We start from the raw sequence: 23,787 nt of genomic DNA on the forward strand, positions 1-23,787 counted from the left end.
GGCGGTCGCATATCATCCCTCGGATGGTTGGAATTGTAACGAGAACATCCGCGCACCGCCTGGCCGAACGCCAGGCAGCTGGAATTGGTGTTGGCGTCGGAGCTCGGCTTGTTCCGACCTCTCGGTCAGGAACGCGAAATGACTGAATCGTCGTTCGAGTTCGGTGAGGAAGCAGCAGCGACGTTTCCGATCCAGCGTTCGAGAGCGCGTCCTGAACAAGATGTTCAACACACCAGACGGGATCAGCTTGACGATCCGGATCGGCACAACCTGAAAGTCCTGTTCGCGAACAAATTCTTCTTCCGCAACGGAGGCTCCGAGGTCGTCATGTTCGACGAGATGGAGCTGATGCGGAGCCGAAACGCCGATGTCATTGAATTCTCTATGAATGATGACCGAAATGCCCAATCGCGCTGCCAGCCATACTTCGTGTCGCAAAAATCATATCGGGCTCCGTCGCGGCGCGACAAGCTGAAGTCTGCACTTTCCCTCATTCACTCCCCGGAAGCCGTTTCAAAGATCACTGATCTCATTCGGAACGAGAGACCGAATATCCTCCATTGCCACAACATCTACCATCAGCTCACCCCATCCATCATCTCCGCCGCGGCGAGATTGGGGGTTCCTGTCGTTCTCACGCTTCATGACTACAAGCCGGTCTGTCCTGTCTACACGCAGCTCAGCAACGGACAGGTGTGCACGAGATGCGCAGACGGTGGCTTCGAGGCCCTTCTCGCGCGACGCTGCGCGAATGGGTCATTGGGCCGCAGCGCCTTACTCTGGGCGGAGGCGCGCTATCACGCGCTGGCGGGAAGCTATCATCGGGTCGGAAAATTCATTGCGCCGAGCAAATTTATGTACGAGGCCGTCGTCCGCCGGTTTGGTGCGGAGAAGGTGGTCCATATTCCGAACGGAATAGACGCGTCGCGTATCGTGGTGTCTACCGACGACGAAGGCTACGTGTTGTACTCCGGGCGCTTGTCACCTGAAAAGGGCGTTGAGACTCTTCTCCTCGCTCATGCAGCAGATCAAGGAACTTGGCGGTTGGTGATCGCCGGCACCGGTCCGCTGCTGGAGGAGCTTCAACGGAAGTATCCGATGGCGGAGTTCAAGGGGCACCTCACGGGCATAGACCTGGAACGAACGATCAAGCGAGCGGCGTTGATAGCTGTCCCCTCCGGATGGCACGAGAACAGCCCTCTCTCAATTCTTGAAGCGATGGCACACGGGAAGCCGATCGTCGCATCGCGCATCGGCGGCATTCCCGAGCTCGTGAGAGACGGATCGACGGGTCTGTTGTTTGAGCCCGGCGACGTTTCTCAGCTGTCGGAAACTATTAGAAAGCTTCTTACCGATCGCCATCGTCGCGAGGCACTCGGCCGCAATGCGCGAAGGATCGTCGAGATTGAGTATTCACTTCAGGCGCATGGAGCTGCGTTGTTCTCGCTGTATGAGAGCCTGATTGGAGCGGCGGGCTCACACAAGAAAGTTGGATCATAAAATGGACCTCACTGTCATTTCAACGTTCCGCTGCAATTCGAAGTGTCAGATGTGTTACATCTGGCAAAACCCGACCGAGCCGAAGGAAGAGGTGTCGCTTGACACGCTGTCAAAACTTCCTGCCGGATTTGACAACCTGAATGTGTCAGGCGGAGAGCCGACGCTTCGCAAAGACCTCTCGGAAGTGATCGACCTTCTCTATCCCAAGGCAAGGGTGACGGAGATATCGTCGAACGGCCTGCACCCTGAGCGCCTGGTTCCGATCATCAAGAAGTACCCGAATATTAAGGTGCGGTTTTCGCTGGAGGGCGATGAGGAAACCAACGACAGGATTCGCGGCGAGAAGGACGGCTATAGCACCAAGATCGCAGGACTCCGCATGCTTCGTGAGGCCGGTGGCACCGACCTCGGTTTTGCGATGGTCATTCAGGATGAGAACGTCGATCAGCTCGTCAGTGTCTACGAATTCGCCCGGACGGAAGGCTTCGAACTGGCGACCTCCACGCTCCACAATGCGTGGCAGTTCTACAAGAACGACAACTATTTCTACGACCGGATGGCGGTCGCGCGAAAGGTCGAAGGACTGATTTCGGCGATGTTGCGCAGTCCGAAGCCAAAGAACTGGTTTCGGGCTTACCTGAATCTCGGTCTGATCGAGAAGATCCTTGGTCACGATCGGCTGATACCCTGCAGCGCAGGCAAGGATTTCGCGTTCATCGATCCTTGGTCGGACGTATGGGCTTGCAACGTCCGGTCCGATCTTCCCATGGGCAATCTTGCGCGCCAGTCATGGGACGAGATCATGAACAGCGAGGTCGCGCAGCAGACGCGGAAGAAGGTCGCTGGCTGCGGCCAGAATTGCTGGATGGTGACGACCGCGCGGACCGCCATGCGGTCCAACCTGGTCCCTCAGTTGCCGAAATCCGAACCTCTGCTCTGGGTCCTCAAGAACAAGCTGAAGGTATCGATCGGCAAGAGCATCTGCTTTGACAGCTACATTAATTATTCCGACGTGAGGCCGTCCCCGCACGTCGAACGAACGTCTTTCCTGAACAAGAACGTCAAGGCCCGGTTGGTCAAAGGGCGCGTTACCCCCGACGAGCATTACCCGTTGCGAACTTTCATGAACAATTAAAAATTAGCGGAGGAAATCTCGATGAGCAGGCGTGAGATCTACATGTTCGGTTTCCGTGGTTTCCCACAGGTCCAGGGTGGCATCGAAACGCACGCAGAGAATCTTGCGCCACGGGTGGTCGAACTCGGCAGACGAGTCACCGTGTGCATGCGATCCCCCTATGTCGAGCCCAGCGTGGCCAAATTTTGGAACGGCGTCCGCATATTGCGGCTGTGGACCGTGCCAAACAAGTACTTCGAAACGCTGCTGCATTCCGTGATTTGTGCGATTGTTGCTGCGGTTCGGAGGCCGGGTCTGGTGCACATTCACGGCATCGGACCCGCAATCGTGACGCCGTTGCTGCGGGCCATCGGTCTGCGGGTCGTCGTCACCCATCACGGCGAGGACTACAACCGGGAGAAATGGGGCTGGGCGGCGCGGACGGTGCTGCGGACCGGTGAAGCGATGGGGATGCGCTACGCCAACAAACGCATCGCTGTCAGCCGTAGTATCGGCGACCTCATTGCGTCCAAATATGGCCAGCCGTGCGAAGTGATACCGAATGGGGTCGTGTTCTCGGAGATGCCGCAACAGAGCGACAAGGTCGTCGAATTGGGATTGGAGCCAGGACGATACGTGCTCACGGTCGGTCGGCTGGTGCCCGAGAAGCGCCAGCTCGATCTCCTGCGTGCCTTTTCGGCCGCGGCACTGCCTGGATGGAAGTTGGCGATCGTCGGCAAGATTGATCACCAGAACGAATACGCAGATCAACTGGTCAGAGAGGCGGCCGGCCGGCAAAACGTCGTCATGGCGGGCTTTCAGACCGGAGATGCGTTGCGACAACTCTATGCGCACGCCGCGCTGTTCGTGTTGCCCTCGTCACATGAGGGCCTTCCCATTGTGTTGCTCGAAGCGCTTAGCTATGGATTGCCGGTGCTGGTGAGTGATATTGCTCCCAACCTCGAGGTCGTGGACGATCCCGCCCGCATTTTCCATGTCGGAGATTGCGAGGAGATGCGCGCGAAGCTTTCGGCGCTGACGCTCGCGAGCTTGAATGAGGAGGAGCGCGAAGCCGTCCGCCGCGAGAGTGCTCAGCGGTACGATTGGTCCGACATCGCGCACAGGACGCTGGAAGTATACGACGAATTGCTTGGCCGGAGACGGCCACAAGGCAACATCGCGCGTTCGAGCGGGGCCGGAAATAGAGTGCAACAATTGGAATTGGGCAGGCCGGTGGCTGCCCGTTACGGCCTCGCTCGCAGCGTTAACGACAATTTGACGAAACCGCTCACGGGTGTGCCGTCGGCAAAAGTCAAATTGAAATAGTCGCGGCGCCAATCGGAAGCCGAGGACGCGTACGCCGAGCCCTTCTGGGGTTGAGCTCTTCCGCGGGCGGCCGACATCGTTCGTTGGCTACCGGTCCATGGTGCTCCTTTGGGCGCGGTCTTTGCGGTCGTCCGCGCCCTAAAGGCCAGTTGCCTCACCCTGCGGCCTTGAAGCCGGACATCCTCAACGATCGACGTAAGCCTCTGCAACAGCGGGCTTTTCGCGGTCGGCTTCATCGCCCCGGCTGCCGGCGGGCGTAAGCTTGATATTGCACCGCTGGCCTGATTCTGAGCACAAATTGGACTTCCGAAAGTGACTGAAGCCTGAGAGGCTCAGGACAGGGGATTCGCAAGCCAGCGAAGCTCGGGTCAGACGCTGAAACGGCTAAGCGTTGCTGGATGGTGTGAGAGTGACCAGGGTGGACAAGCCAACGGTAAGCGAAATTGACTGGCTGATCGCACCGATCGTCGAGTTGGCCGGCGAAAATCTAATGAGCCTGTCCGACCCCTCATTTGAGTTCGTACCGGATAGAACGAGAGGGGGGATCTCGGCCATTCATCAGCGCTTGAAAGCGGAGCTGAGGTCGCTTCTGCAACTGCGCACGGTGTATGGCGACATGATCGCCTGCCGGGTTGTCGCCGGTGAATATCCGTGGGCGAGGGGCGAATTGTCGCACTACCAGCATTTGAGGCTTGCGTGGTCGCAGTTCGCGCGGCTGAGCGACATGTTCAATGAATCCATGAAGGAGATTGATTGCCTTCATGGCGAGACGCTGGAGCTGCTTTCTGTCGATGTTGAGCGAGCGGGTGGTTGGTCGGCTGGCGGCGGGGCCCTGCCAACCGAGGCTATCGATCGGGGTGCGCTCGTGGATCGCTGGTATGACGTTGCGCCAAAGTCAGAACTGACAATCTTTGATACCATGAGGATGGCAAGCGAATGGTCCGATGTCGCTCATCCTTTCGCGGATCACTACGGTGCAGCCCGAAGCGAGCTATTGGGACAGATTGACGCAAAGATGCAGGCAGTCGCTTCGGGCATTGCCGGTTTTCTGTCCAACCATGGCGACGAACTCATAGACCTGATTGGACGGTACAACGACATGATCAGGAACTTCCGAATGCTGCATGACAGAGACAAGATATGAAGGGTCCGCGCGGTGAGGACCAACGATGTCCGCGCACGGGAGCAGGTCAGCAATTAGATTGCACCGGCGAACTGAGCTTATCCCTCGGTTGGAGGAGTGCCAATTCGCAGTTGACTGGCGGTCATCTTGCCAGAGACTGACACAAGCTCGTAGCTTACCCGTTGCCCCTCGAGCAACGTGGAAAGGCCGGCTTGTTCGACCGCCGACATATGGACGAATATGTCCGAGCCTCCGCCGTCGGGTCTAATGAACCCGTAACCCTTAAACCTGTTAAACCAAACTACAAATCCGGTCGGCACAGTACCTCCAGGCAATTTCTTGGTTTTATTCGGAGCGAACGCCGTGATGAGGAGCTGAAATCGGGCGCAGATACGGGGTTGTTAAACTTGAGAACCCGGTCTCTTGCAGTTAATCCGCATCGCTCTATCTAGTTTCCTTCTCCTCTCCCCGATCCGTTGCGCAGACAATCCAGCTTGGTTGCCGACAGCATCTGTGACCGGAAGCGCGCTGCAAAGTGCAAAATCAGCGCTGGATGTTGCTTAAAGGAGCAACTGGATGTTGCTTAAACGAGCAAGGTGCCTCGCAAGCAGGCATTCCATCTGGTGGAGATCGGATCTCAAGATGAATCTCTCGCACCCAGCGTCGGCCGGATCGTCTCGTTGTTTGCGGGTGCAAATCTTGGCTCGCCGTACCAGATGCTCGCGGCCAGCAATACGGTAGTATGTTCAACACGGAAATACGTTCACCGACACCCTCCACATGGCGCGCAGGACATGGCGTGCAGGGTATCAAAAGGTCGTGTTGGACATTGCTTATCAGACTGAGTGCCAGACGACGCTCGGGAAGTGGGGAGCTGTCAAAGCTCTAACCGGCCAAGTTTGCGGCGTCCAACGTATGGACGGGCAGGCGAGTTGTTCGCCGAACGGATCAGAAAGGCGGGCGGTTGGTTGGTCTCGTTGGCGGACGCCGATTTGAATTGTATCTCAGATACTCCGCACGGCGTCTGCGGGAGATAACCTCACGCGTCCCATACCCGGCTGCGAACGAGATCAAAACCATTGCGAGAAGTAGCAGGAGATCATCGAGCACATCTTTTCTCCAACCGAATGTTTGTTAGGGGCGCCGTCAACAGCCGATCTTCGGGCGCAAAACCGCGCTAGCGTCGTGCCGACCGGCGATGGCGGCGCCGATGTGGCTTGGAATAAGAGAACGGCACATAGTGGCAGTTGGTTGAGCTTACGGGTTGTTCGGGGGGAGCCAGGTCCTGAGCCGACAGTGCCGATCGGAAGACCATTAGGCGCGTGACCATTTCAGCATTGCGAAGAGCTTGATCCTGCACGCTGCTCCGCTCCCATCGTCTCCGAACGCAGGGAGATGGCCCGCTGGGCTGACAAACCTGAATAGCGTGAGTTTTCAAGCCCACATCAATGAAGGTTACGCAAGCCCAGCGATGGCCAATTTGACGAAGGTCAAGTTGCAGAGAGTGACTTGCTCTCTCGGCGCGGGCACTCCCTTCAGGAGATCAGACAATCCGGAGCGGGAGTTTTAATCTGCTGGCGATCTTCCTTACGGCCTGTGGTGTTCTGCCGAGGTGTCTTGAGACGGCGTGCACGCTCTTGCCTTCCAGGATGAGAGACCGTAGCTGGTCGATTTCCTCATTGCTCCACGGTGGAGCAGTGGGGCGCTTTGGAGTTGGCAGTGTTAGCACTGTCAATGTCGCACTCCCTCTGATGCGGTCAACCAGGTTGAAAATATCGCCGAGGCTAAGGAAGCGGCGTGAGCTGGTAAGTCGTAACGATCGGTCGCTCTTCCCTCGCATCATAGTTCTGGCTGGCTATGGCTTGGATAGCTTCGCGGTGCCTGTGATAGGTCGCGCGGACGTCTTTCTGATCGGTGCCGTCCACCGTTGCACGATCGGTCAGCGTCCCCCATTCGATTTCGCAGAGCACTGGTCTGCTGCCGTCAAACATGGCGAACAGAATGCCCGAATGTTGGTCAACTACAATTTCTCCAGAAGGATCTGGCTGAAGCGGCATGGCAATCGATCCCCATTGAGCAATGCGCTACGCGCTGCTCCGCTCCCATCGGCTCTGATCGCAGGCAGAGGGTTGACTAGCGTTATGCCGGCAGATGTGGATAGCGTCGGTTCTCCAAGGTTCTCCAAGCCCGCATAAGGGTAGTTTACGAGGATGGGGCGGTGGCGAATCTGACCACGGTCAAGTTGTAGGGAACGACCGGCTTAGGGGACTGGACCGCCGAAATACCTCCCCGCGCGCCACTGGTCCGAGCGCATACGCCAAAGCCCAATGCTCGCGTCGTCAATCCGCTGGCGGGCCACCCATTGCGCCGACGGAAGCCAGTCGCGTGCGCGTCACCGAAACTAGCAGTGCACGGCATCGAAGCGCGGCGTCCTCGCCAGCGCAAGGCTGTGAAGTTCAGCGACCTGCCGGATCGGCGGGAGCGCAATCGGCGATTTGCAGGAAGCCGGCCGAAGTGCGACCTATTCGACCCGTCCTGTTCCGCCTCGCGGACCGCATCGCAACGCGGCTCCGGACGAAGTGCAGGCCCGGTCGAACGAACCGTGACGGTCCGCGGTCGATTCGGTTGGGATGCGATCGGAGACAGCTCGGCAGCGCTGGGTATTGCTCGTTCCAAGTCGGACGAGTTTCGCAAATTCGCCGAACGGGACTTGTAACCCGGCCGGGCAGTGGTCCTTGTGCCCCCGCGACATGGGTCTAGCCCGAGACCATTCAAGTCGTGTTGAGCCGTTCGCATGCGATCGTGCGTGTGGAGAAGCCAACTTCAACATCAGCTGTCTTGCCAATCGATCGTTTCAAGCTGCGTTTCATTTGGAAACGGCAGCCTAGCTATTGAAATTGCTTGGGCTCCCAGCGGTTGGTTCTCGGTGCCTATATCGACGCGGTCATTCCGACAAAGGGAAAGGCTCCTGTGGCTTCAATGCGGCGGATAGCGCCGCATGATCGCGGCCGGATCGCGTAACTCGACGTGGCCGAGCAGGTCGATCGCGAGTGCATTCGCTTCGCGCTGGCTAAGACCGCGGTGCTGGATCAGCGTCTCCGTCACCTGCCGGTGAGCGTCGGGTTGAGCGCGGTCGACGGATCCGAACACCATGCCAAGGCGACGTCCCCGGATCTTGGTCAACTCCTGGGGGCTCAGCTCCTGAAGATCAGTGTCGCCGAGATGCAGGGAACCTGCGATCTCGCGGGCATTCTCCGGCAGGTGGCGCATCAGCGCCCAGGCGAGCGAGCTCGTGCTGTCGGACCCGCTTGCGGCCCACGTCGAGACCGACGAGGCGAAGCCGCCGACCTACCGTTTAGGCGGAAGATCGGAGGAAATATCGCAGATTTGTGCCGTGTGGGGAAAAGCGGTAGCGGTCTCCCACCTTTCCCCACACTCCCATTACTCGGTTGGGGTAGGCGGCTTCTCCGAGCAGGGCATTTAGGCGCCCGGCTATCTCCACCGCTACTCCGCCTGATCTGGCTGGATCCCGATCCTCCCGGTGTTGGTTGCCGCACTAGGCGTCAAAGCAATGAACGTTTTGCGCCTTGCATAGCTGCGCAAAGGCAGCTCTAGCGTCAGTACTCGCAAAGCAAAAATGCGGTCCCTTGTCTTGCTTCTCGACCCACCAATCTGCTTCGACTTGGCGAGCGATCCGGGAAGCCTCAGCTCGCAGCCGATCGATTTCGCGCGGAGACGCGCTTACGATTAGACAGTGCACACTTTCATCCTCTTCTTCATCCTCTTCGACAAATCCAATGGATTTAGAAAGAATCGCAGTGCATTCAGGAGCGCATTGCGTCGACAATGTGCGCGATCAAAATGCCGACGCTGACAACAACAAGAAGACTGAGCACCCAGGTAGTCACGTCCACCTCCGGTCTCGGAAGTGAACCTTTGCATTTATGCACAGTCAAAGAAGCTCGCGCGGGGAACCGCGATTTCAGCAGCGGCTGAGGATTCATTGCCACACGTGCGCGCGGCGAGTTATCGTTGGAACGCTAAAAATAGGAGTGCGCACACGATGCCGGCCGCAAGAAGTGGAAACCAGATGTCTGGCACTTCGGAACTCCGACTCACTGCGTCGGATTAAATGCCGCTTGCATCGCAATGGTCTTATTTTTTGATCGTTCTCCACAGCTCCGATGATTAGTGGCATCCGCGATCGGTGGGTTTGGTGGGGGACTACGGTTGGCACGGCGACAAGAGGTTGAGCTTCCGCGAAAGGCGGTCCAGTCCCTCGCTACGACAGCTTCTTGCTTCCGCAACCTGATTTGGGCTCCCGCCCAGCGAGCGCCTATTAGCCTGTCTTGTGTCGCTGGACCTTGGCTTGGTCGCCTTGGTCTTCAGATCGTGTGGATCGTGCCAATGGCGAGGAACGAAGTCAGCGGCCGACGGGCGTTTTGTTTCTTTTGATCGTTGTGGCGGTTGAGGCGGAATGACCGGATGGTCTTCGACAGGTGGAATGTAAACGACACTTACCTTGTCGGCCTCGGTTGTCGTTTCCGGAATGCTGGTGATTGGCAGGCGATCGGCCTTGTCGCCGGCTGCGACTGGGAAAACGATCTCAGCAGGTCGCGGCGGCGGTGATTTCTTTGCAGCCGCGGCAATTGCACCGAGGCCAGCCAGGCAAACGACTCCAAGCGCGACGGTCCTGATCACGTGGCACGCTCCTACGCGGGAGCCGCAAAGCGTCCTGATCAAATCAGTCCAGATTAAGGCGCGTCGACAATCTTGGTTAACAGGCGGCGGTCGGCAGGACGGGAGTCGGACTTGATAGTAGCGGTGCTCGCGGCTTCCTGCCTGGCGCGCTAGCGTCTTTGCAAATCCGCTCCCCATAGATTTCTGTTCAATCGGATCCCTCCTTGAGACGACGATAGCGCTGGATGACGGAGGAATAGAAATATGCCAGTTGCGCGGAGGCAGAATGACGCTGAACGCGCTGACGTGAGCTCATGGCCGAAACGATGAAGAGAACGGCCCCGCCAATTCCGCAGGCATTTTAGTCATCGCGGATGAACCGGGCGATAGCCAGTACCTACCGCTCGCAACCGACGAGAAGGCTTTCAGCCGCCCGGCAGAAGCATCACGAGCAGACTAGGCCGGACCAGTTCCAGAATTAACTCGCAGCGCGGACATCAATCTTAATCTCAGGCTTTGATTGCGGCGGCGCATTGGAGCGTTAGCTTTGCGCACCGGACATTGTCCCGTTCGGGTCCACGCAGGCGAAGCCCTCGCGCCATTATACTCGGCGCGTCGGCCTCTGCTGGCCATGCGCGAGTTCATATTGAAGAGGCCCTCGAAACACGAAACGCTCGATCTCGCCGAGATGCGCCGGCAGCTCACGGCCCTGCGGTCCCGGCACTCGGAAAATCTATGCATCACCTATCTGTTGAATAGGCTGCTGGTCAAGATTGCATATCTCAGTGAACCGGAGAACGCAGCTCACGCGGAGCAGCTGCGCGAAGCGTTTGCCAGGACGATGGCCGACATCCAGAAGCGCGTCACGAAACACGCCGGCAAGCCGCCGGGTAAGACCTAACACGTAGATCACATTGCCCAAAGCGATCGCAGGGTCGAGGCTAGGCGGAGCCACGGAGGTGTCCATTTATCCCGTAAACGCCGCCTTCGCGGCCAGGGGCTGCTGCCGTAGCTAGCAGCGGCTCCGCCAAGAGAAGCCTAATAAGCGCGCAGCAATCGCTGGGGGGAATTGCTGGTTGGTTCAATCTTTCCGGGCTTCCTGCTCTCGGGGCTGTCCATCTCCTACATTCTGATCCGCTGCTACATCAACCCTAGCCTTGGACCCGCGCTGCCGCCGGAAGAACGCGTCGGTACGCGCGAAAAGCTTCGGCTGCTGAAGAATACCATTGCTCCGCTACTTCTGATCGTGCTGGTGCTCGGCGTGATCTTTGTCGGCATTGCGACGCCAGTGGAAGCGGCCGGTATCGGCACTTTCGGCGCGCTGTTCGTATCCGCGCTGCACCGGAGGCTGAACTGGCTGGCGGTGCAGGAGGCTGCCATCGCGACGTTAAAGGCGACCGCGATGGTGATGTGGATATTCTTCGGTGCGACGATGTTCGTCGGCTTCTTCATCGTGAAGGGCGGGCAGACCTTTGTGGCGAACACGATTCTTGGCACTGGTTTGCCGCCCTACGGCATTTTGATGCTGATGATGCTGATCCTCTTCGTCCTCGGCATGTTCATCGACTGGGTCGGCATCCTCTTGCTAACTGTGCCGATCTTCTTGCCCATAATGAAGAGCCTGGAATGGGGTGGGCTGTTCGGCCTCCCGGGCGTACGGACGGAGGATGTACCGCTCTGGTACGGCGTCATCTTCATGGTCAACATGCAGATGGCTTTCCTTTCTCCACCGTTCGGCTATTCGCTGTTTTATCTTAAGAGCGTCGCGCCGCCAGAGATCACCATGGCAACCATCTTTCGCGCCGCGTTGCAGTTTATGGCGCTGCAATGGCTCGGCGTGGGCCTCTGCATTCTTTTCCCGTCGATCGTCGTCTGGCTCCCGAGCGTTCTGTACGCGCGTTAAGCGGCAAAGTTCGTTGACTACGACACGAGCGATTTGGAAGTGGTCCGTGTCGCGCCCTAGGCAACCCAGAATATGACGATCTGTTCTGCTCGTCTGCAGCTTATTGTGCGAAAACAACACGTCGATTGAGAGCAACGCTGTTTTTGCAGCAATGGTAGCAAAACCTTCGCGATCGCTCCGACCAGTACGCGTAGCTTTAGATCCCGATTCCTTAACGGACAGGATCGCCTTCGCCGCTGGCAGAACACGACGGTCATCCTATTGCGCGAGGCGGCGACGCGGGAGACCATCTTGAGGACCGTCGAGCAGATCGAAGAAGACGCCACTCGCGAGGCGACCTATCGTGCAATCGGGCGGTTCATCCATCAGTTCGCATCAGTTGGGTGGGCCTTGCGATATCACCTTGCCGAGGCCGTCAAGCTCAACCCGATCCACATGGATACCGTCATCACGCACAACTTTGCGCTGCTATGCCCGGCCGCTGATACAATCTTTTCGGAGAAGCTCAAGAGAGATGAGGACAAAAAATTACTAAAAAAGCTCATCAGCCAATGCCGGACAATGAACAACACCATGATGGGCGTGAAATTCCTCGAAGTGTGGGAGATGCAAGCGCTGAAGCACTTCTTTTCGAAGGTCCGTAATCCGATTGGACACGGCCCCGGCGCAGCGCCCATGCCGAGCCTCACTGATCGCGCGGACAATCCGGACAGCGCGGACAATCCGGGCGAATGGGACTTCACCGAGGCCCGTGATCCAGCCGAAGTCGTTGATGCTGCTCAGCGACGACACATCCCGAAGCACGGCACCCCGCCGAAGCCGGCAGCGTCAATCCGGTCCAAGTGGCTCATGTCTGAAATCACCCCAGAACCGGACCTGTCGCGGGCAGCCCGATCTGGTCGAGAATGACCCAAAGCTCGTTGCTGGAAATCAACAGGATTGAATGCTCCACCAAGAGGGCGGCAATGCCGGGGCGGCCGGGACATCGTTAGAGTGCGATTGTTTCCTCGATTACATGTTTCAGCGCCGTCCCCTCAGCGGACAGGGTCATTCGCAGTTTGAGCTTGCCACCTTTCACCGCCCCGCTACGCACTAGGTTCTCAATTTCACGCTGCGATGTAACTCCGACATGCTTCAGAAATTTACGGACAGCCATATTGAAGCGGTCTTCATCGAACTCGGCGGTCATGGTTGTTCTCCCTGGTCGGTCAGGCGATGTCTAACACGAGGCGAGCAAAGACCCAACATCGAGGCCCAACTCGCGTCATCGCCGACTTCCTCCTCAACCTGATTGCCTACAACGTCGGCCCGGAGCTGAAGACTACACCAGAGGTTCCAAAGTCGGCCGTTTGAGGTGGACCGGACACGGCTGGCGCTGTCCCCGACCGCCGCTTGTGACCCAACTCGGAAGTCGGCTCTAGCAGACCAGCCGGCTGATGTGCTTTGATGCGCTGCGCTGAATTTGCAAATATAGGGCATTTCCTTGACCTTCGAGCGCGTAGATCGGCGCCTGACAGCGGTGCTGGCGGCTGATGTTGCCGGATATAGCCGCCTTATGGGTGCCGACGAGGAAGGCACGCTGGCACGGCTGAAGGCGCTCAGAAGGGGTATTGTCGATCCCACCATCGCCGCGCATCGTGGCCGCATCGTCAAGACCACGGGCGGCGGCATGCTCGTGGAGTTTGCCAGTGCTGTGGATGCAGCGCGAAGCGCGGTCGAGATCCAACGCAACATGGCGGCGAAAAACGCCGACCTATCAAAGGGCGCTCGGATCGAATTCCGCATCGGCATCCACGTCGGTGACATCATTCTCGATGAGAACGACATTTTCGGCGATGGCGTCAACATCGCCGCTCGACTCGAAGGAATCGCGGAACCCGGAGGCGTTTGCATCTCCGACGACGCCCATCGGCAAATTCGCGGCAAGGTCGATATCGTTTTCGACGATATGGGATCGCAGGTCTTGAAGAACATCGCTGAACCGATGCGCGCATGGCGTTGCCAGATTGATGAGAACGCACGTTCGGCGGAGCCGACAAAGTCGCTTTTCGAGATTGCCCAGCCTCTCGCGACCACCGGGAAACCCTCCATTGCCGTGCTGGCTTTCGCCTGTCTCTCTGACGAGCGCGAGTTCAAGTTTCTGACGGGGGCAATGAGCGAGGATTTGATCACGATGTTGGCACGAATCCCCGGCTATTATCGTAATAGCCCGGCAATCCGCCTTTGCTTACCAGGGCCGCTCGGTGGATAACCGCCAGATCGGGCGCGAGCTTGGGGTCCGCTATATCATCGAGGGCAGTGTGAGGCCCGTCGGCCGGCAGCTTCGTGTTGGCACGCAGTTGATCGAGGCGGCCACTGGCGCCCAGCTCTGGGCCGACCGGTTTGACGGTCAAGCCGAAGACGTCCTTGAACTGCAGGATCAAATCGCTCGCGCGATTGCCAGCCGGATCGAACCGGAGCTGGTTCGTGCTGAAGTCGCCCTGATCAGGCGTCGCCGCGACGCCAGCCCGAACGCCTGGTCATGCTTCCGCGAAGGAGCCGGGATGATCAGTCTTAAAGGCTGGAGCGAAGAAACCCTGAGCCAGGCGGCCGCGCCCTTGCGTCAAGCGACCATTGTTGATCCCGGTTTTGCGCTCGCGCGGGCTCAGCTCGCGCTTTTTTTGTCGTTGGGCGCGCGGCTTGCCCTGGCCGCAGACGGCGCAGCGGCCGTAACGGAAGCGCGCGCAGAAGCCGAACGGGTGGTGACGATCGACCACGATGCTTCCGAGGTCCTCGGCTAGAGAACACGGGGGCCGCGTTACAGGGCGATCTCCAGTTTGAAGGGATTTAGCTCTCATTGGCTGGACCTTGCTCAAACTTCCCCATGATGGACTGGAGCGAGACCTCAGGCCTTTCAGTCGGTTAGATCGTGGCGTGTGCATGACGTGTGCACCGGGAGGTCAAGAGAAATCCACACGGCAAGTTGGAATGACTGCGAAGCCGACCTTATTAGGTCATCCCGCAAGGAAGCCGCCATCTACGGCAAGAACAGTGCCGGTGGCGTATTGGGAGGCCGGCATGCAGAGGAAGGCGACCGCACCTGCAATGTCTTCCGGCTTTCCCCACCGCTTGAACGCAATGCGATCAGCAATGCGCTGATAGTGTGCACCATCGGTGCGGCCCGCGGCGTTGATGGCGGTTTCGATATAGCCGGGCGCCACCGCATTGACGCGGATGCCTTCTTCGGCCCACTTCAAAGCCAGCGCCTTGGTCAGCATCACGACGCCACCTTTGCTGGCGCAATAGGCGGGGATCCGCGGCAGCGCCAGCGTGGCGTTCATCGAGGCGATGTTGACAATCGAGCCCTTCGTCTCCGCGAGCAGGGGATGGAACGCCATGCAGGTCCGGAACGTGCCGGCGAGATTGACGTCGAGCACCTTCATGAAGGTTTCGATCTCGAATTCCTTGTCGCGCGCGAGAATTCCGGCGCAGTTGACCAGCGCGTCCACGCGCTTGTGCTGCCGGGCACAGGACGTGACGGCGTTGTCGTCGGTGACATCGAGCGCGGCGAGCGAGAGCCCGGCACGTGGCTTAAGGAGAGTGCGGGCGAGATCGGCGTCATTGGCGCCTGTCGCCGTCACCGTTGCACCGAGATCGCAAAATTGATTGCTGATCGCGGCGCCAATGTCGCCAGCGCCGCCGATCACGACGGCATGAAAGCCCGGTTTGAGGGAAAAAGGCGAACTCATCGGAAGGTCTCACTTCAGGGATTTCGGAGGCGGGGCGGTCGATTCACGAACCACCAGCGAGAAGTCTATCTCGCGATGCATTATGGTCTGCTCGCCGGCGAGGCGCCGCACCAGATATTCTCCCGCGCGCTGCCAAGTCTCACCGGTTGGAACGTGGATCGTGGTCAGGCTGGGCCGCAAATGGCGGCTCCAGTCGAGATCGTCGAAGCCGACCACCGACAGATCGCGGGGCACGGAGAACCCGTCGCGCTCCGCCTCGAGCAACACGCCATAGGCGATGACGTCGTTCCCGCACACAACGGCCGTCGGACGGTCCTTGAGATTAAGAAGATAGCGGGCCGCCTCCCGTGCATCGTCCAACGTATAGGGCACCTCGACGTGCCACTGTGGCGGAAACTCGATGCCGTTCTCGTTTAGCGCGCGGCGAAAGCCGGCGACGCGGGCGCTGGCGCGATCGTTATTTCGCTGGAGTGCCGAGACGATCCCGACGCGACGATGACCGAGCTCGATGATATGTGCGGCGGCGCGATAAGCGGCCGCCTCATTGTCCGTACCGACGCAAGGGTAGGGCCGATCGGGCTGGTAGATGCCGACATTGATGAAGGGCACCGCATTGTCTGCCAGCAGCTTGCGCAATCCATCGTGATGGCAATCGCCCCGCAGTACGAGACCGTCGACGCCGCGGCTGATCAGGTTACGGGCTTGCTGCAATTCGACGTCAAGATCATAGCCGCTCGTGGTGAGAAACAGCATATATCCGACCGAGGAGAGGTACTGCTGAAGCGAGGCAATGCCGCGCGCGAACATCGTGTTGTCGATCGTCGGTACGATCGCGCCCAAGGTGCGCGAACGCCGCGACGACAGGATGCGTGCCGGCGCATGCGGGATGTAGCCGAGCACGTCGATGGCCTGTTCGATACGCGCGCGCAGGGATGGGCTCACCGCATCGGGATTGTTGAGAGCGCGCGAGACCGACGCCGTCGAAACGCCGGCGCGGGCCGCCACGGCGCGGATGCCCTGTTTCACGAACTTGGCGTTGCTCAGTCTCATGAATGTAACGTTACATCATGCGCGGCGCACAGTGAAGTAAGGAAGACGATGGCTAGCTTGCAGCAGATTGTGACGCCCGTCCATCGCTTGACACCGTGGATGCGAGGTCTAGATTGTAACCGTTTTCAAAGGCTGCTAAACGACTTCAAAATGGTCCGTCAGCTTAAGGCGGCCAGCCGGGAGGAGAGTTCATGAAGGCCAGGATACTCGCGACGCATGTCGCGTTGCCCGTTCTCGCGATTGCCGCCGCCAGCGCGGAGGCTCATGCGGCCGATTTCGACTGGATGAAGTTCAAGGGCAAGACCGTCACCTTTCTCGCCAACAACAATCCGGTCGCGCAGGCGCTCCTGACCTACAAGGCCGATTTCGAGAAGTTGACCGGGATGACCCTGAAGGTCGACGGCTACCAGGAACAGCAGATGCGTCAGCGTCTGGTGACCGTCATGAACGCGAACAGCGACGAAGTGGACGTGTTCATGACGCTGCCCTCGCGCGAGGGGGAGCAGTTCGCCGCCGCCGGCTGGTACGGCGATCTCACCGCGATGGCCAAGAACGAGGTGGCTAAGGACTACGACCCCAACGGGCTGAGCCAGGCCTTGCTCAAGGCTGCGACCTTCAATGGCAAGCTGACCAGCATGCCCATGAACATCGAAGGGCCGATTTTCTACTACCGCACCGACATCTTCAAGAAATGCGGCCTCGAGGCGCCGAAGACCATCAAGGACGTCGAGGCCGCCGCCGAGAAAATCAAAGCGTGCGACAGCGCGGTCACGCCGTTCGTCTCGCGCGGCCTCAAGCCCGCGGTCGCCTACACTTTCTCCAATATGTTGCACAATATCGGCGGCAGCTACATCGCAGGCGGAAAATCGAACCTCTGCTCGGCCAAGGGCAAGGAGGCGCTAGATACCTATAGCCGGCTGCTGCGCGATTTCGGTCCGCCCGGCGTTGTCAACTACAGCTTCCAGCAGATTTCCGCGCTCTATCGCAGCGGCCGCGCCGCGATGGCGTTCGAGTCCTCCAATGAATTGCGTACGGTGATGGAAGGCGGCGCCCGCCTCAAGGACACCGGCCTGCTGCCGTTCCCGGCGGGCGAAGCCGGCCAGGTGCCGACCACGATTGGCTGGGGCATGGCGGTGTCCTCGCACAGCAAGCAGCCGGATATGGCCTGGTACTTCGTGCAATGGGCGACCAGCCCGGAGGTGCAGAAGAAGATGGCGCTCCAGGGCATTGCCCCGCCGCGCCCGTCGGTCGCCAAGGATCCCGAGTATCGGAAGTGGATCGACGAGGAGCCGGTCCGCAAGGAGTGGCAGGCCGCGCTCGACATTCTTGCGACGAAGGGCTCCTCCGAGGTCGGCTATCCCATCGTCGCCAATCCGGAATCGCGCGAGTTCATCGGCCAGGCGGTGCAAGACCTGATCCTGAAGCAGAAGCCGCTCGATCAGGCTTGCGCCGATGCCGACAAGGCGCTCGATGCGTTGATTGCGCAGAAGTAGCGGCTCAGTGCCGGCTGGCCTCGTGCGAGCCGGCATCCCCCATGATCTGAGAAAGCGGACGCATGTCGGACACGGCTGCGACATTGACGCGGGACCGGCAGAAGCTGGAAATGGCGGCGCTTGCGGCGCCGGCCGTGATCTTCACAGTCGCGATGATCGCGTTTCCGGTCGTCTATACGATCTGGCTGGGTTTCCAGACGTTCTCCTCGACCGGCAAGCAATCCTTTGCGGGTCTCGCCAATTATTCCAAGCTGGTCTCCGACTACGAGTTCTGGCACGGGCTGTGGATTACCATTGCGCTGTTCGTGCTGTCGCTGGTGCTTCAACTCGTCTTTGGCGTCTGGCTGGCCCTTGTGCTGTTTCATGCCAAGCGGTTGCCGGGGATCGTGCGCTCTCTCTTCATCTCCCCCTTCATGATGCCGCCGGTGGTGGCCGGCATGATGTGGCTCGTGATCCTCGATCCGTCACTGGGCGCGGCCAACTATATCCTCCGGTCGTTCGGCCTGCCGCCGTCGGACTGGTTGGCCTCGCCGACCTGGGTCATTCCGACGGTGGCGCTGATCGACAGTTGGCAGTGGACACCTTACGTCGCCTTGATCGTGCTGGGCGGCCTGCAGTCTTTACCGCCGAGCGTCTATGAGGCCGCGCAGATCGATGGCGCATCCCCGTTCAAAACCTTCCAGCGCATCACGCTGCCGCTGCTGCTGCCGACCATCGTCACCGCGGCGATCCTGCGCAGCGTCGATCTGCTGCGCTTCTTCGACATCATCTACATCACCACCCAGGGCGGCCCGGGCAACGCTTCGAATACCCTCAACATCTACGGGTTCCGGGTCGGCTTCGAATTCTTCAACATCGGCTACGCCAGCGCGCTGATGCTGACGCTGACGGCGATCGTGTTCGGCGCCGTGCTCGCCTTCAACCTCCTGCGCGGCGCGGTGGCGTGGTGATGTCATGAACGATGCAGCCAACACCGACCGCTGGATCCGCTGGCTCAACACGGTGCAGCTCGTCCTCGCTGGAATCATCATCATGGTGCCGACGGTGTGGATGGTGCTCTCCTCGTTCAAGCCGTCCTTCGAGGTCACCGCCTATCCCCCGACGCTGATCTTCTCGCCGAGGCTGGAGAACTATGTCGAGCTGACCGGGACCACGCCATTTTTGGGTTATGCGCTCAACAGCCTGATCGTCACCGTCGGCTCGACCGCGCTCGGATTGCTGTTCGGGATTCCCGCCGCGTTCGCCGTCTCCTGGACGCGCATCTCCTGGCCGGCGATCCTGACGCTTGCGGCTCGCATGGCACCCGGTACGCTGTTCCTGCTGCCTTGGTACGTCATGTTCCGGCAAATCGGCATGATCGGCTCCTACACTGCGTTGATCCTCAGCCACGCGGTGATCACGCTGCCGATCGTGATCTGGGTTCTGCTGCCGTCCTTCGACGGTATTCCGCGCAGTGTCTTCGAGGCCGCGCAAGTCGACGGATGCAGCGTCACGCGCATCCTCTGGCGCATCGCGCTGCCGCTGGTGGCGTCCGGCGTCGCCGTGTCGGCGATCCTCGCCTTTGTCTTTTCGTGGAACTACTTCCTGTTTGCGCTGGTGCTCTCCAACGGCGACACCAAGACGCTGATCGCGGCAGCCTTCAACTTCATCGGCGAAGGCTCGACGCAATGGGGCGCCCTCATGGCCGCGGCGACGCTGATCGCGTTGCCGCCGCTGGTGCTGGCCGCCCTGGTTCAACGCTGGCTGGTGTCCGGACTGACGCTCGGCGCGGTGAAAGGCTAGGTATCTGATGAATGCATCATCCCGTCCGAACTCGATCATGCAGGCCGCGGTCTTCCACGGCAACGATCGCATCACAATCGAGCGTGTGGCGATGCCCGAAATCGGCACCGGCGAGGTACTCGTGCGCGTCTCGCGCACCGCGCTGTGCGGCTCGGATTTCAAGCTCTGGCACAAGGGCGCCGAGTTCACTGCGGGCCACGAAATCTTTGGCGTGGTCGAGCAGCCCGGTCATCGCCTGCACGGCCGCCGCTGCGCCGTCTATATCCCGTTGCACTGCGACCGTTGCGCCGCCTGCAAGCGTGGCGACACCCAGATGTGCCTGGAAGTCTCCAGCCTGATCGGCTGGAACAGGCCGGGCGGCTATGCCGAATATGTGCCGGTCCCGGAGAATTGCCTGCTGCCGGTGCCAGACGACATCGAGGACAGCCTCGCGCCGCTGCTGCTCGACACCATCGGCACGTCGGGCCATGCCGTGCGCTTCGTCAGCCGCGTGGTGCCGCCGGCCGAGGCGGGGCCGGTGCTCGTGATGGGAGCAGGGCCCGTCGGTCTCGGCGTCGTGCTGGCGCTCCGTGCGCTCGGCTACGATGACATCCATGTCGCCGACCCCAATGCCGCGCGCCTGACGATCGCGCAATCCTTCGGCGCGAAGGCGCATCCGGTCGGCGATACCTCCAAGCGCTTTGCTCTCATCATGGAATGCTCCGGCGCGAATGCGGCGCGTAACCTCGGCATCGAGCTGGTGCTGCCGCGCGGCGCCCTGGTGCTGGTCGGCGAGAACGCCGCGCCCTGGACCATCGAAGAGGGCAAGGTATTCCGTCGCAAGGATTTCTACATGATCCGGACGTTCTATTTCCCTGTCTCGGATTTCGAGCCGAATGTCGAGCTGCTGCGCAAGTACAAGGACGAATACCGCGTCCTCGTCGACGGCGAGTTCGGCCTCTCGGGTCTGCCCGACAATTTCGCCCGCTTCGCCAAGGGCGAGCTGATCAAGCCGGTACTGGTCCTGGACTGAGCGATCATGGCCTCGATCTCGATACGCAACCTCGTCAAGCGCTACGGCAATTTCACCGTGATCCCCGACCTCAATCTGGAGATCGCGGACCACGAATTCGTCGTGTTCGTCGGCCCGTCCGGCTGCGGCAAGTCGACCTTGCTGCGCATCATTGCCGGCCTCGAGCCGATTTCGTCGGGCGATCTCTACATCGGTGACAAGCGCGTCAACGGCGTGCAGGCGGCGCAACGCGACATCGCGATGGTGTTCCAGGACTACGCGCTCTATCCGCATATGAAGGTCTACGACAACATGTCGTTTGCGCTGGAGCTGCGTGGCGTGCCGAAGGCGGAAATCGACGCGCGCGTGAGGCGCGCCGCTGCGCTTCTGCACATCGAGCCTTATCTCGACCGCAAGCCGAAGGAACTCTCCGGCGGCCAGCGCCAGCGCGTCGCGATGGGCCGGGCCATCGTGCGCAATCCCAAGGCATTCCTGTTCGACGAGCCGCTGTCCAACCTCGACGCAAAACTGCGCGCGCAGGTGCGGGCCGAGATCAAGGCACTGTCGCAGCAACTGAAGACCACCATGGTCTTTGTGACCCACGATCAGATCGAGGCCATGACCATGGCCGACCGGATCGTGGTGCTCCAGAGCGGCACGATCCAGCAATACGACACGCCGGAGACGGTCTATGAGCGGCCGGCCAACCAGTTCGTCGCGGGCTTCATCGGCTCACCCGCGATGAACTTCTTCCCGGTCGAGTGGCGGCAAGAGCGTGCGATCCTCTCACAAGGCGGAACGGCGTTAGCTCTCGACGGCGAAGCCGCAGGCCGCTTGCGTCAGGCCGGCAATGCCGTGCTCGGCATTCGCCCGGAGCATTTTGCCGTGGCGACCGATGCAGACGACGGCATTGCCATCAATGTCAGGCTGGTCGAGCCGCTCGGCTCGGATACGCTAATCCATTTTGATCTGGCTGGCGTCTCGGCGATCGCCAGGGTCGATCCGTCGCTGCGGCCGAAGGTCGGCGATCGTATCAGCTTGCGTCCGCAGCCGGGCAAGACGCATTTGTTTGATGCCACCAACGGGCAGGTCTTGCGGTGAACTCGGCAACCAACATCGGTGATTTGTCGGCGCTGGCGGACGTGGCGTCCAAAGCCAGGCCCGCGCACGTGATCTGTCTGGGGCTGTCCGCGCTCGACCAGGTCTGGCGCGTCGATCGCCTGTTCGCGGGCCACAGCGAGAAGATCAAGGCGACCGGCTATGGCACGCTTGGCGGCGGCATGGCCGCCAATGCGAGCGTCGCGGTGGCAAAGCTCGGTGCGTCCGTCGCGTTCTGGGGGCGGGCAGGGAATGACGCCGCGGGCCAAGAGATGAGATCGGCGTTCATGGCCGAAGGCATCGATGTCGAGAATTTCCGCCTGTTTCCCGACGGCCGCTCGTCCGTTTCCGGGATCATCGTCGATAGCTCGGGTGAGCGACAGATCGTGAACTTCCGCGGACTGTTTCCCGAAGCCGCGGACTGGCTTCCGCTCGAAGCGATTGCTCGTGCATCCTCAGTGCTGGCCGATCCGCGCTGGGTCGAGGGCGCTGCGACGCTGTTCCGCGAAGCTCGCGCGCGCGCGGCATTCCGACGGTGCTCGATGGCGACGTGGCCGACGCCGAGGTGTTCGAGCGCCTGCTGCCGCTGACCGACCATGCGATCTTCTCCGAGCCCGCGCTCACATCCTTCGCCGGCTCGGCCATGGACGAAGCTCTCACAGCGCTGTCACGCTTCGGCTGCCGCGTCATCGCCGTCACCCGCGGCGAGGGAGGAGTGAGCTGGTACGAGAACGGCGAGTTGCACCGGCAGCCGGCCTATGCCGTCGACGTCGTCGACACCACGGGCGCAGGCGACGTCTTCCACGGCGCCTATGCGCTTGCGATCGGTGTCGGTCTCGATGTCTACGCCGCCATGGCGTTCTCGGCAGCCACTGCCGCCATGAAATGCCGCCACGCCGGCGGTCGCAATGGAATCCCTGATATCAACGAGTGTCTTGCATTCATGAGGACGACGCCATGAGAACGATTGGAAAGAACCGCGGCCTGGCACGGCTTGCAGACGCGGATGGCCACTTTCGCATGGTTGCGCTGGACCAGCGGCCGCCGCTGTTCGACGCCATCGCCAAAGCAAAGGGCATCACGCGGGAGCAGGTCGAATATTCCGATGTCACGGCGGCGAAGCGTCTGCTTGTCGAGAACCTCGCGCCGCATTGCAGCTCGATGCTGTTCGACCCGAATTTTGCGGTGCCCGCGGCGATCGATCTGTTGCCGCCGCGCTGCGGCCTGATCATGACGCTGGAGGAGCACCGCGTCGAGGAAACCGCGGGCGGCCGCAAGTCGCGCGCAATCACCAATTGGAGCGTGGAGAAGATCCGCGCCATGGGCGGTGACGCCGTCAAGGTGCTGGCCTGGTACCGGCCGGATGCCGATGCCGCGGTGACCGAGCACCAGAAGCGGTTCGTCCGCGAGATCGGCGAGGACTGCGCCCGTCACGACATTCCCTATGTCCTTGAGCTGCTGGTCTATCCGTTCCTCGGCAGCGCCAACCACACCGCTGACTATGTCGAATCGCCCGGCAAGCTGCCAGGTCTCGTCATCGACAGCGTGCGCGAGTTCGCCAAGCCGGAATACAACGTCGATCTCCTCAAGCTGGAGAGCCCGCTTGCTGCGGGCAGCCTGCCGGCCCGCGACGGCAGCGCGGAGGCGAAGGCCGCACAGAAGGAGTTCGATGCGATCGGCGACATCTGCCGCGAACGGAGCATCCCGTGGGTGCTGCTGTCGGGCGGCGCCGCTCCTGAAAAATTCGAGCGCGTTCTCGATTACTCCTACGCAGCGGGCGCGAGCGGCTTCCTCGCCGGCCGCACTATCTGGCTCGACGCCGTTCTGAAGAATTTCCCGGACCGCGCAGCGGTGTCGGCCAGCCTGCGCAAGGATGGTCTCGGCGTGCTGGAGCGGCTCAACAAGCTGACCACGGCCAAGGGCTCGCCGTGGAAGGCACGCTTTCCGGTATTCACCGATATCAAGCAGGAAGGTGACTTCGCGCGCGCCTACTGAGATA

23 protein-coding genes are annotated in these 23,787 nt (G+C 60.4%); 17 read left to right on the top strand and 6 right to left on the bottom strand.

What is annotated here, in order from left to right:
* Nucleotides 1–138 precede the first annotated feature (138 nt).
* The 4 genes from QSV46_RS03335 (at nt 139) to QSV46_RS03350 (ending at nt 5,084) form a co-directional block, all read left to right on the top strand.
* A complete protein-coding gene (locus QSV46_RS03335; RefSeq protein ID WP_314946303.1) occupies nt 139–1,500 on the top strand; it encodes a glycosyltransferase family 4 protein in 1,362 nt (453 codons plus the stop codon).
* Nucleotides 1,463–2,635, top strand: coding sequence for a radical SAM protein (locus QSV46_RS03340; protein WP_314946306.1), 1,173 nt, complete (start codon nt 1,463–1,465; stop codon nt 2,633–2,635). Before QSV46_RS03335 ends, QSV46_RS03340 begins: the two co-directional genes overlap by 38 nt.
* Nucleotides 2,636–2,656: 21 nt before the next feature.
* A complete protein-coding gene (locus tag QSV46_RS03345) occupies nt 2,657–3,940 on the top strand; it encodes a glycosyltransferase family 4 protein (RefSeq protein ID WP_314946308.1) in 1,284 nt (427 codons plus the stop codon).
* A 409-nt stretch (nt 3,941–4,349) separates the two neighbouring features.
* On the top strand, nt 4,350–5,084 hold the full coding sequence (locus tag QSV46_RS03350) for a hypothetical protein (protein WP_314946309.1): 735 nt from the start codon (nt 4,350–4,352) through the stop codon (nt 5,082–5,084).
* A gap of 77 nt (nt 5,085–5,161) precedes the next feature.
* On the opposite strand, the gene QSV46_RS03355 is transcribed toward QSV46_RS03350, so the two are convergent.
* The 3 genes from QSV46_RS03355 to QSV46_RS03365 all read right to left on the bottom strand — a co-directional run bounded on the left by QSV46_RS03355 (nt 5,162) and on the right by QSV46_RS03365 (nt 8,333).
* A complete protein-coding gene (locus QSV46_RS03355; protein WP_314946310.1) occupies nt 5,162–5,383 on the bottom strand; it encodes a cold-shock protein in 222 nt (73 codons plus the stop codon).
* Nucleotides 5,384–6,847: 1,464 nt separating this feature from the next.
* Nucleotides 6,848–7,120, bottom strand: coding sequence for a DUF1488 family protein (locus QSV46_RS03360; protein WP_314946312.1), 273 nt, complete (start codon nt 7,118–7,120; stop codon nt 6,848–6,850).
* A gap of 919 nt (nt 7,121–8,039) precedes the next feature.
* Entirely contained in the window at nt 8,040–8,333 is a 294-nt protein-coding gene (locus tag QSV46_RS03365; protein WP_314946314.1) for a hypothetical protein, read from the bottom strand.
* A 2,056-nt stretch (nt 8,334–10,389) separates the two neighbouring features.
* Here QSV46_RS03365 and QSV46_RS03370 point away from each other — a divergent pair.
* The 3 genes from QSV46_RS03370 to QSV46_RS03380 all read left to right on the top strand — a co-directional run bounded on the left by QSV46_RS03370 (nt 10,390) and on the right by QSV46_RS03380 (nt 12,555).
* Nucleotides 10,390–10,644 carry a hypothetical protein gene (locus QSV46_RS03370; RefSeq protein ID WP_314946316.1) on the top strand — a complete coding sequence of 85 codons (255 nt, stop codon included), beginning with the start codon at nt 10,390–10,392 and terminating at the stop codon, nt 10,642–10,644.
* Nucleotides 10,645–10,812: 168 nt separating this feature from the next.
* Nucleotides 10,813–11,646 carry a TRAP transporter large permease subunit gene (locus QSV46_RS03375; protein ID WP_314946318.1) on the top strand — a complete coding sequence of 278 codons (834 nt, stop codon included), beginning with the start codon at nt 10,813–10,815 and terminating at the stop codon, nt 11,644–11,646.
* Between the two features lie 291 nt (nt 11,647–11,937).
* Entirely contained in the window at nt 11,938–12,555 is a 618-nt protein-coding gene (locus QSV46_RS03380; RefSeq protein ID WP_314946320.1) for a hypothetical protein, read from the top strand.
* A gap of 79 nt (nt 12,556–12,634) precedes the next feature.
* Here QSV46_RS03380 and QSV46_RS03385 read toward each other — a convergent pair whose 3' ends face one another.
* Nucleotides 12,635–12,835: a DUF6494 family protein gene (locus QSV46_RS03385; RefSeq protein ID WP_314946321.1), complete on the bottom strand. Its 201-nt coding sequence runs from the start codon at nt 12,833–12,835 to the stop codon at nt 12,635–12,637.
* A 294-nt stretch (nt 12,836–13,129) separates the two neighbouring features.
* On the opposite strand from QSV46_RS03385, the gene QSV46_RS03390 reads away from it, so the two are divergent.
* Nucleotides 13,130–13,897: an adenylate/guanylate cyclase domain-containing protein gene (locus QSV46_RS03390; RefSeq protein ID WP_314946324.1), complete on the top strand. Its 768-nt coding sequence runs from the start codon at nt 13,130–13,132 to the stop codon at nt 13,895–13,897.
* On the top strand, nt 13,890–14,426 hold the full coding sequence (locus tag QSV46_RS03395) for a hypothetical protein (protein ID WP_314946325.1): 537 nt from the start codon (nt 13,890–13,892) through the stop codon (nt 14,424–14,426). The genes QSV46_RS03390 and QSV46_RS03395 overlap by 8 nt, the downstream gene beginning before the upstream one ends.
* 213 nt (nt 14,427–14,639) lie before the next feature.
* Here the strand turns inward: QSV46_RS03395 and QSV46_RS03400 are convergent, their stop codons facing one another.
* Together QSV46_RS03400 and QSV46_RS03405 are read right to left on the bottom strand one after the other, a co-directional pair.
* Nucleotides 14,640–15,374, bottom strand: a complete 735-nt coding sequence (locus tag QSV46_RS03400; protein WP_314946327.1) for an SDR family NAD(P)-dependent oxidoreductase — start codon at nt 15,372–15,374, stop codon at nt 14,640–14,642.
* A 9-nt stretch (nt 15,375–15,383) separates the two neighbouring features.
* The gene (locus QSV46_RS03405) at nt 15,384–16,424 is read right to left on the bottom strand and encodes a LacI family DNA-binding transcriptional regulator (protein WP_314946329.1); all 1,041 of its coding nucleotides are present in this window, start codon (nt 16,422–16,424) and stop codon (nt 15,384–15,386) included.
* A 191-nt stretch (nt 16,425–16,615) separates the two neighbouring features.
* Here QSV46_RS03405 and QSV46_RS03410 point away from each other — a divergent pair, with 191 nt between their 5' ends.
* The 8 genes from QSV46_RS03410 to QSV46_RS03445 all read left to right on the top strand — a co-directional run bounded on the left by QSV46_RS03410 (nt 16,616) and on the right by QSV46_RS03445 (nt 23,783).
* Nucleotides 16,616–17,917 carry a sugar ABC transporter substrate-binding protein gene (locus QSV46_RS03410; protein WP_314946331.1) on the top strand — a complete coding sequence of 434 codons (1,302 nt, stop codon included), beginning with the start codon at nt 16,616–16,618 and terminating at the stop codon, nt 17,915–17,917.
* A 62-nt stretch (nt 17,918–17,979) separates the two neighbouring features.
* Nucleotides 17,980–18,867, top strand: a complete 888-nt coding sequence (locus QSV46_RS03415) for a sugar ABC transporter permease (protein ID WP_314946333.1) — start codon at nt 17,980–17,982, stop codon at nt 18,865–18,867.
* Between the two features lie 4 nt (nt 18,868–18,871).
* Nucleotides 18,872–19,699: a carbohydrate ABC transporter permease gene (locus QSV46_RS03420; RefSeq protein ID WP_314946334.1), complete on the top strand. Its 828-nt coding sequence runs from the start codon at nt 18,872–18,874 to the stop codon at nt 19,697–19,699.
* Between the two features lie 7 nt (nt 19,700–19,706).
* Nucleotides 19,707–20,711, top strand: coding sequence for a zinc-binding dehydrogenase (locus QSV46_RS03425; protein ID WP_314946336.1), 1,005 nt, complete (start codon nt 19,707–19,709; stop codon nt 20,709–20,711).
* Nucleotides 20,712–20,717: 6 nt separating this feature from the next.
* A complete protein-coding gene (locus QSV46_RS03430; RefSeq protein WP_314946338.1) occupies nt 20,718–21,791 on the top strand; it encodes a sn-glycerol-3-phosphate ABC transporter ATP-binding protein UgpC in 1,074 nt (357 codons plus the stop codon).
* Nucleotides 21,788–22,378: a PfkB family carbohydrate kinase gene (locus tag QSV46_RS03435; RefSeq protein ID WP_314946339.1), complete on the top strand. Its 591-nt coding sequence runs from the start codon at nt 21,788–21,790 to the stop codon at nt 22,376–22,378. The genes QSV46_RS03430 and QSV46_RS03435 overlap by 4 nt, the downstream gene beginning before the upstream one ends.
* On the top strand, nt 22,339–22,749 hold the full coding sequence (locus QSV46_RS03440; protein WP_314946340.1) for a PfkB family carbohydrate kinase: 411 nt from the start codon (nt 22,339–22,341) through the stop codon (nt 22,747–22,749). Before QSV46_RS03435 ends, QSV46_RS03440 begins: the two co-directional genes overlap by 40 nt.
* A complete protein-coding gene (locus QSV46_RS03445) occupies nt 22,746–23,783 on the top strand; it encodes a tagatose 1,6-diphosphate aldolase (protein WP_314946341.1) in 1,038 nt (345 codons plus the stop codon). Before QSV46_RS03440 ends, QSV46_RS03445 begins: the two co-directional genes overlap by 4 nt.
* Nucleotides 23,784–23,787 lie beyond the last annotated feature (4 nt).

Source organism: Bradyrhizobium cosmicum (assembly GCF_032290525.1).
Taxonomy (GTDB): domain Bacteria; phylum Pseudomonadota; class Alphaproteobacteria; order Rhizobiales; family Xanthobacteraceae; genus Bradyrhizobium; species Bradyrhizobium cosmicum_A.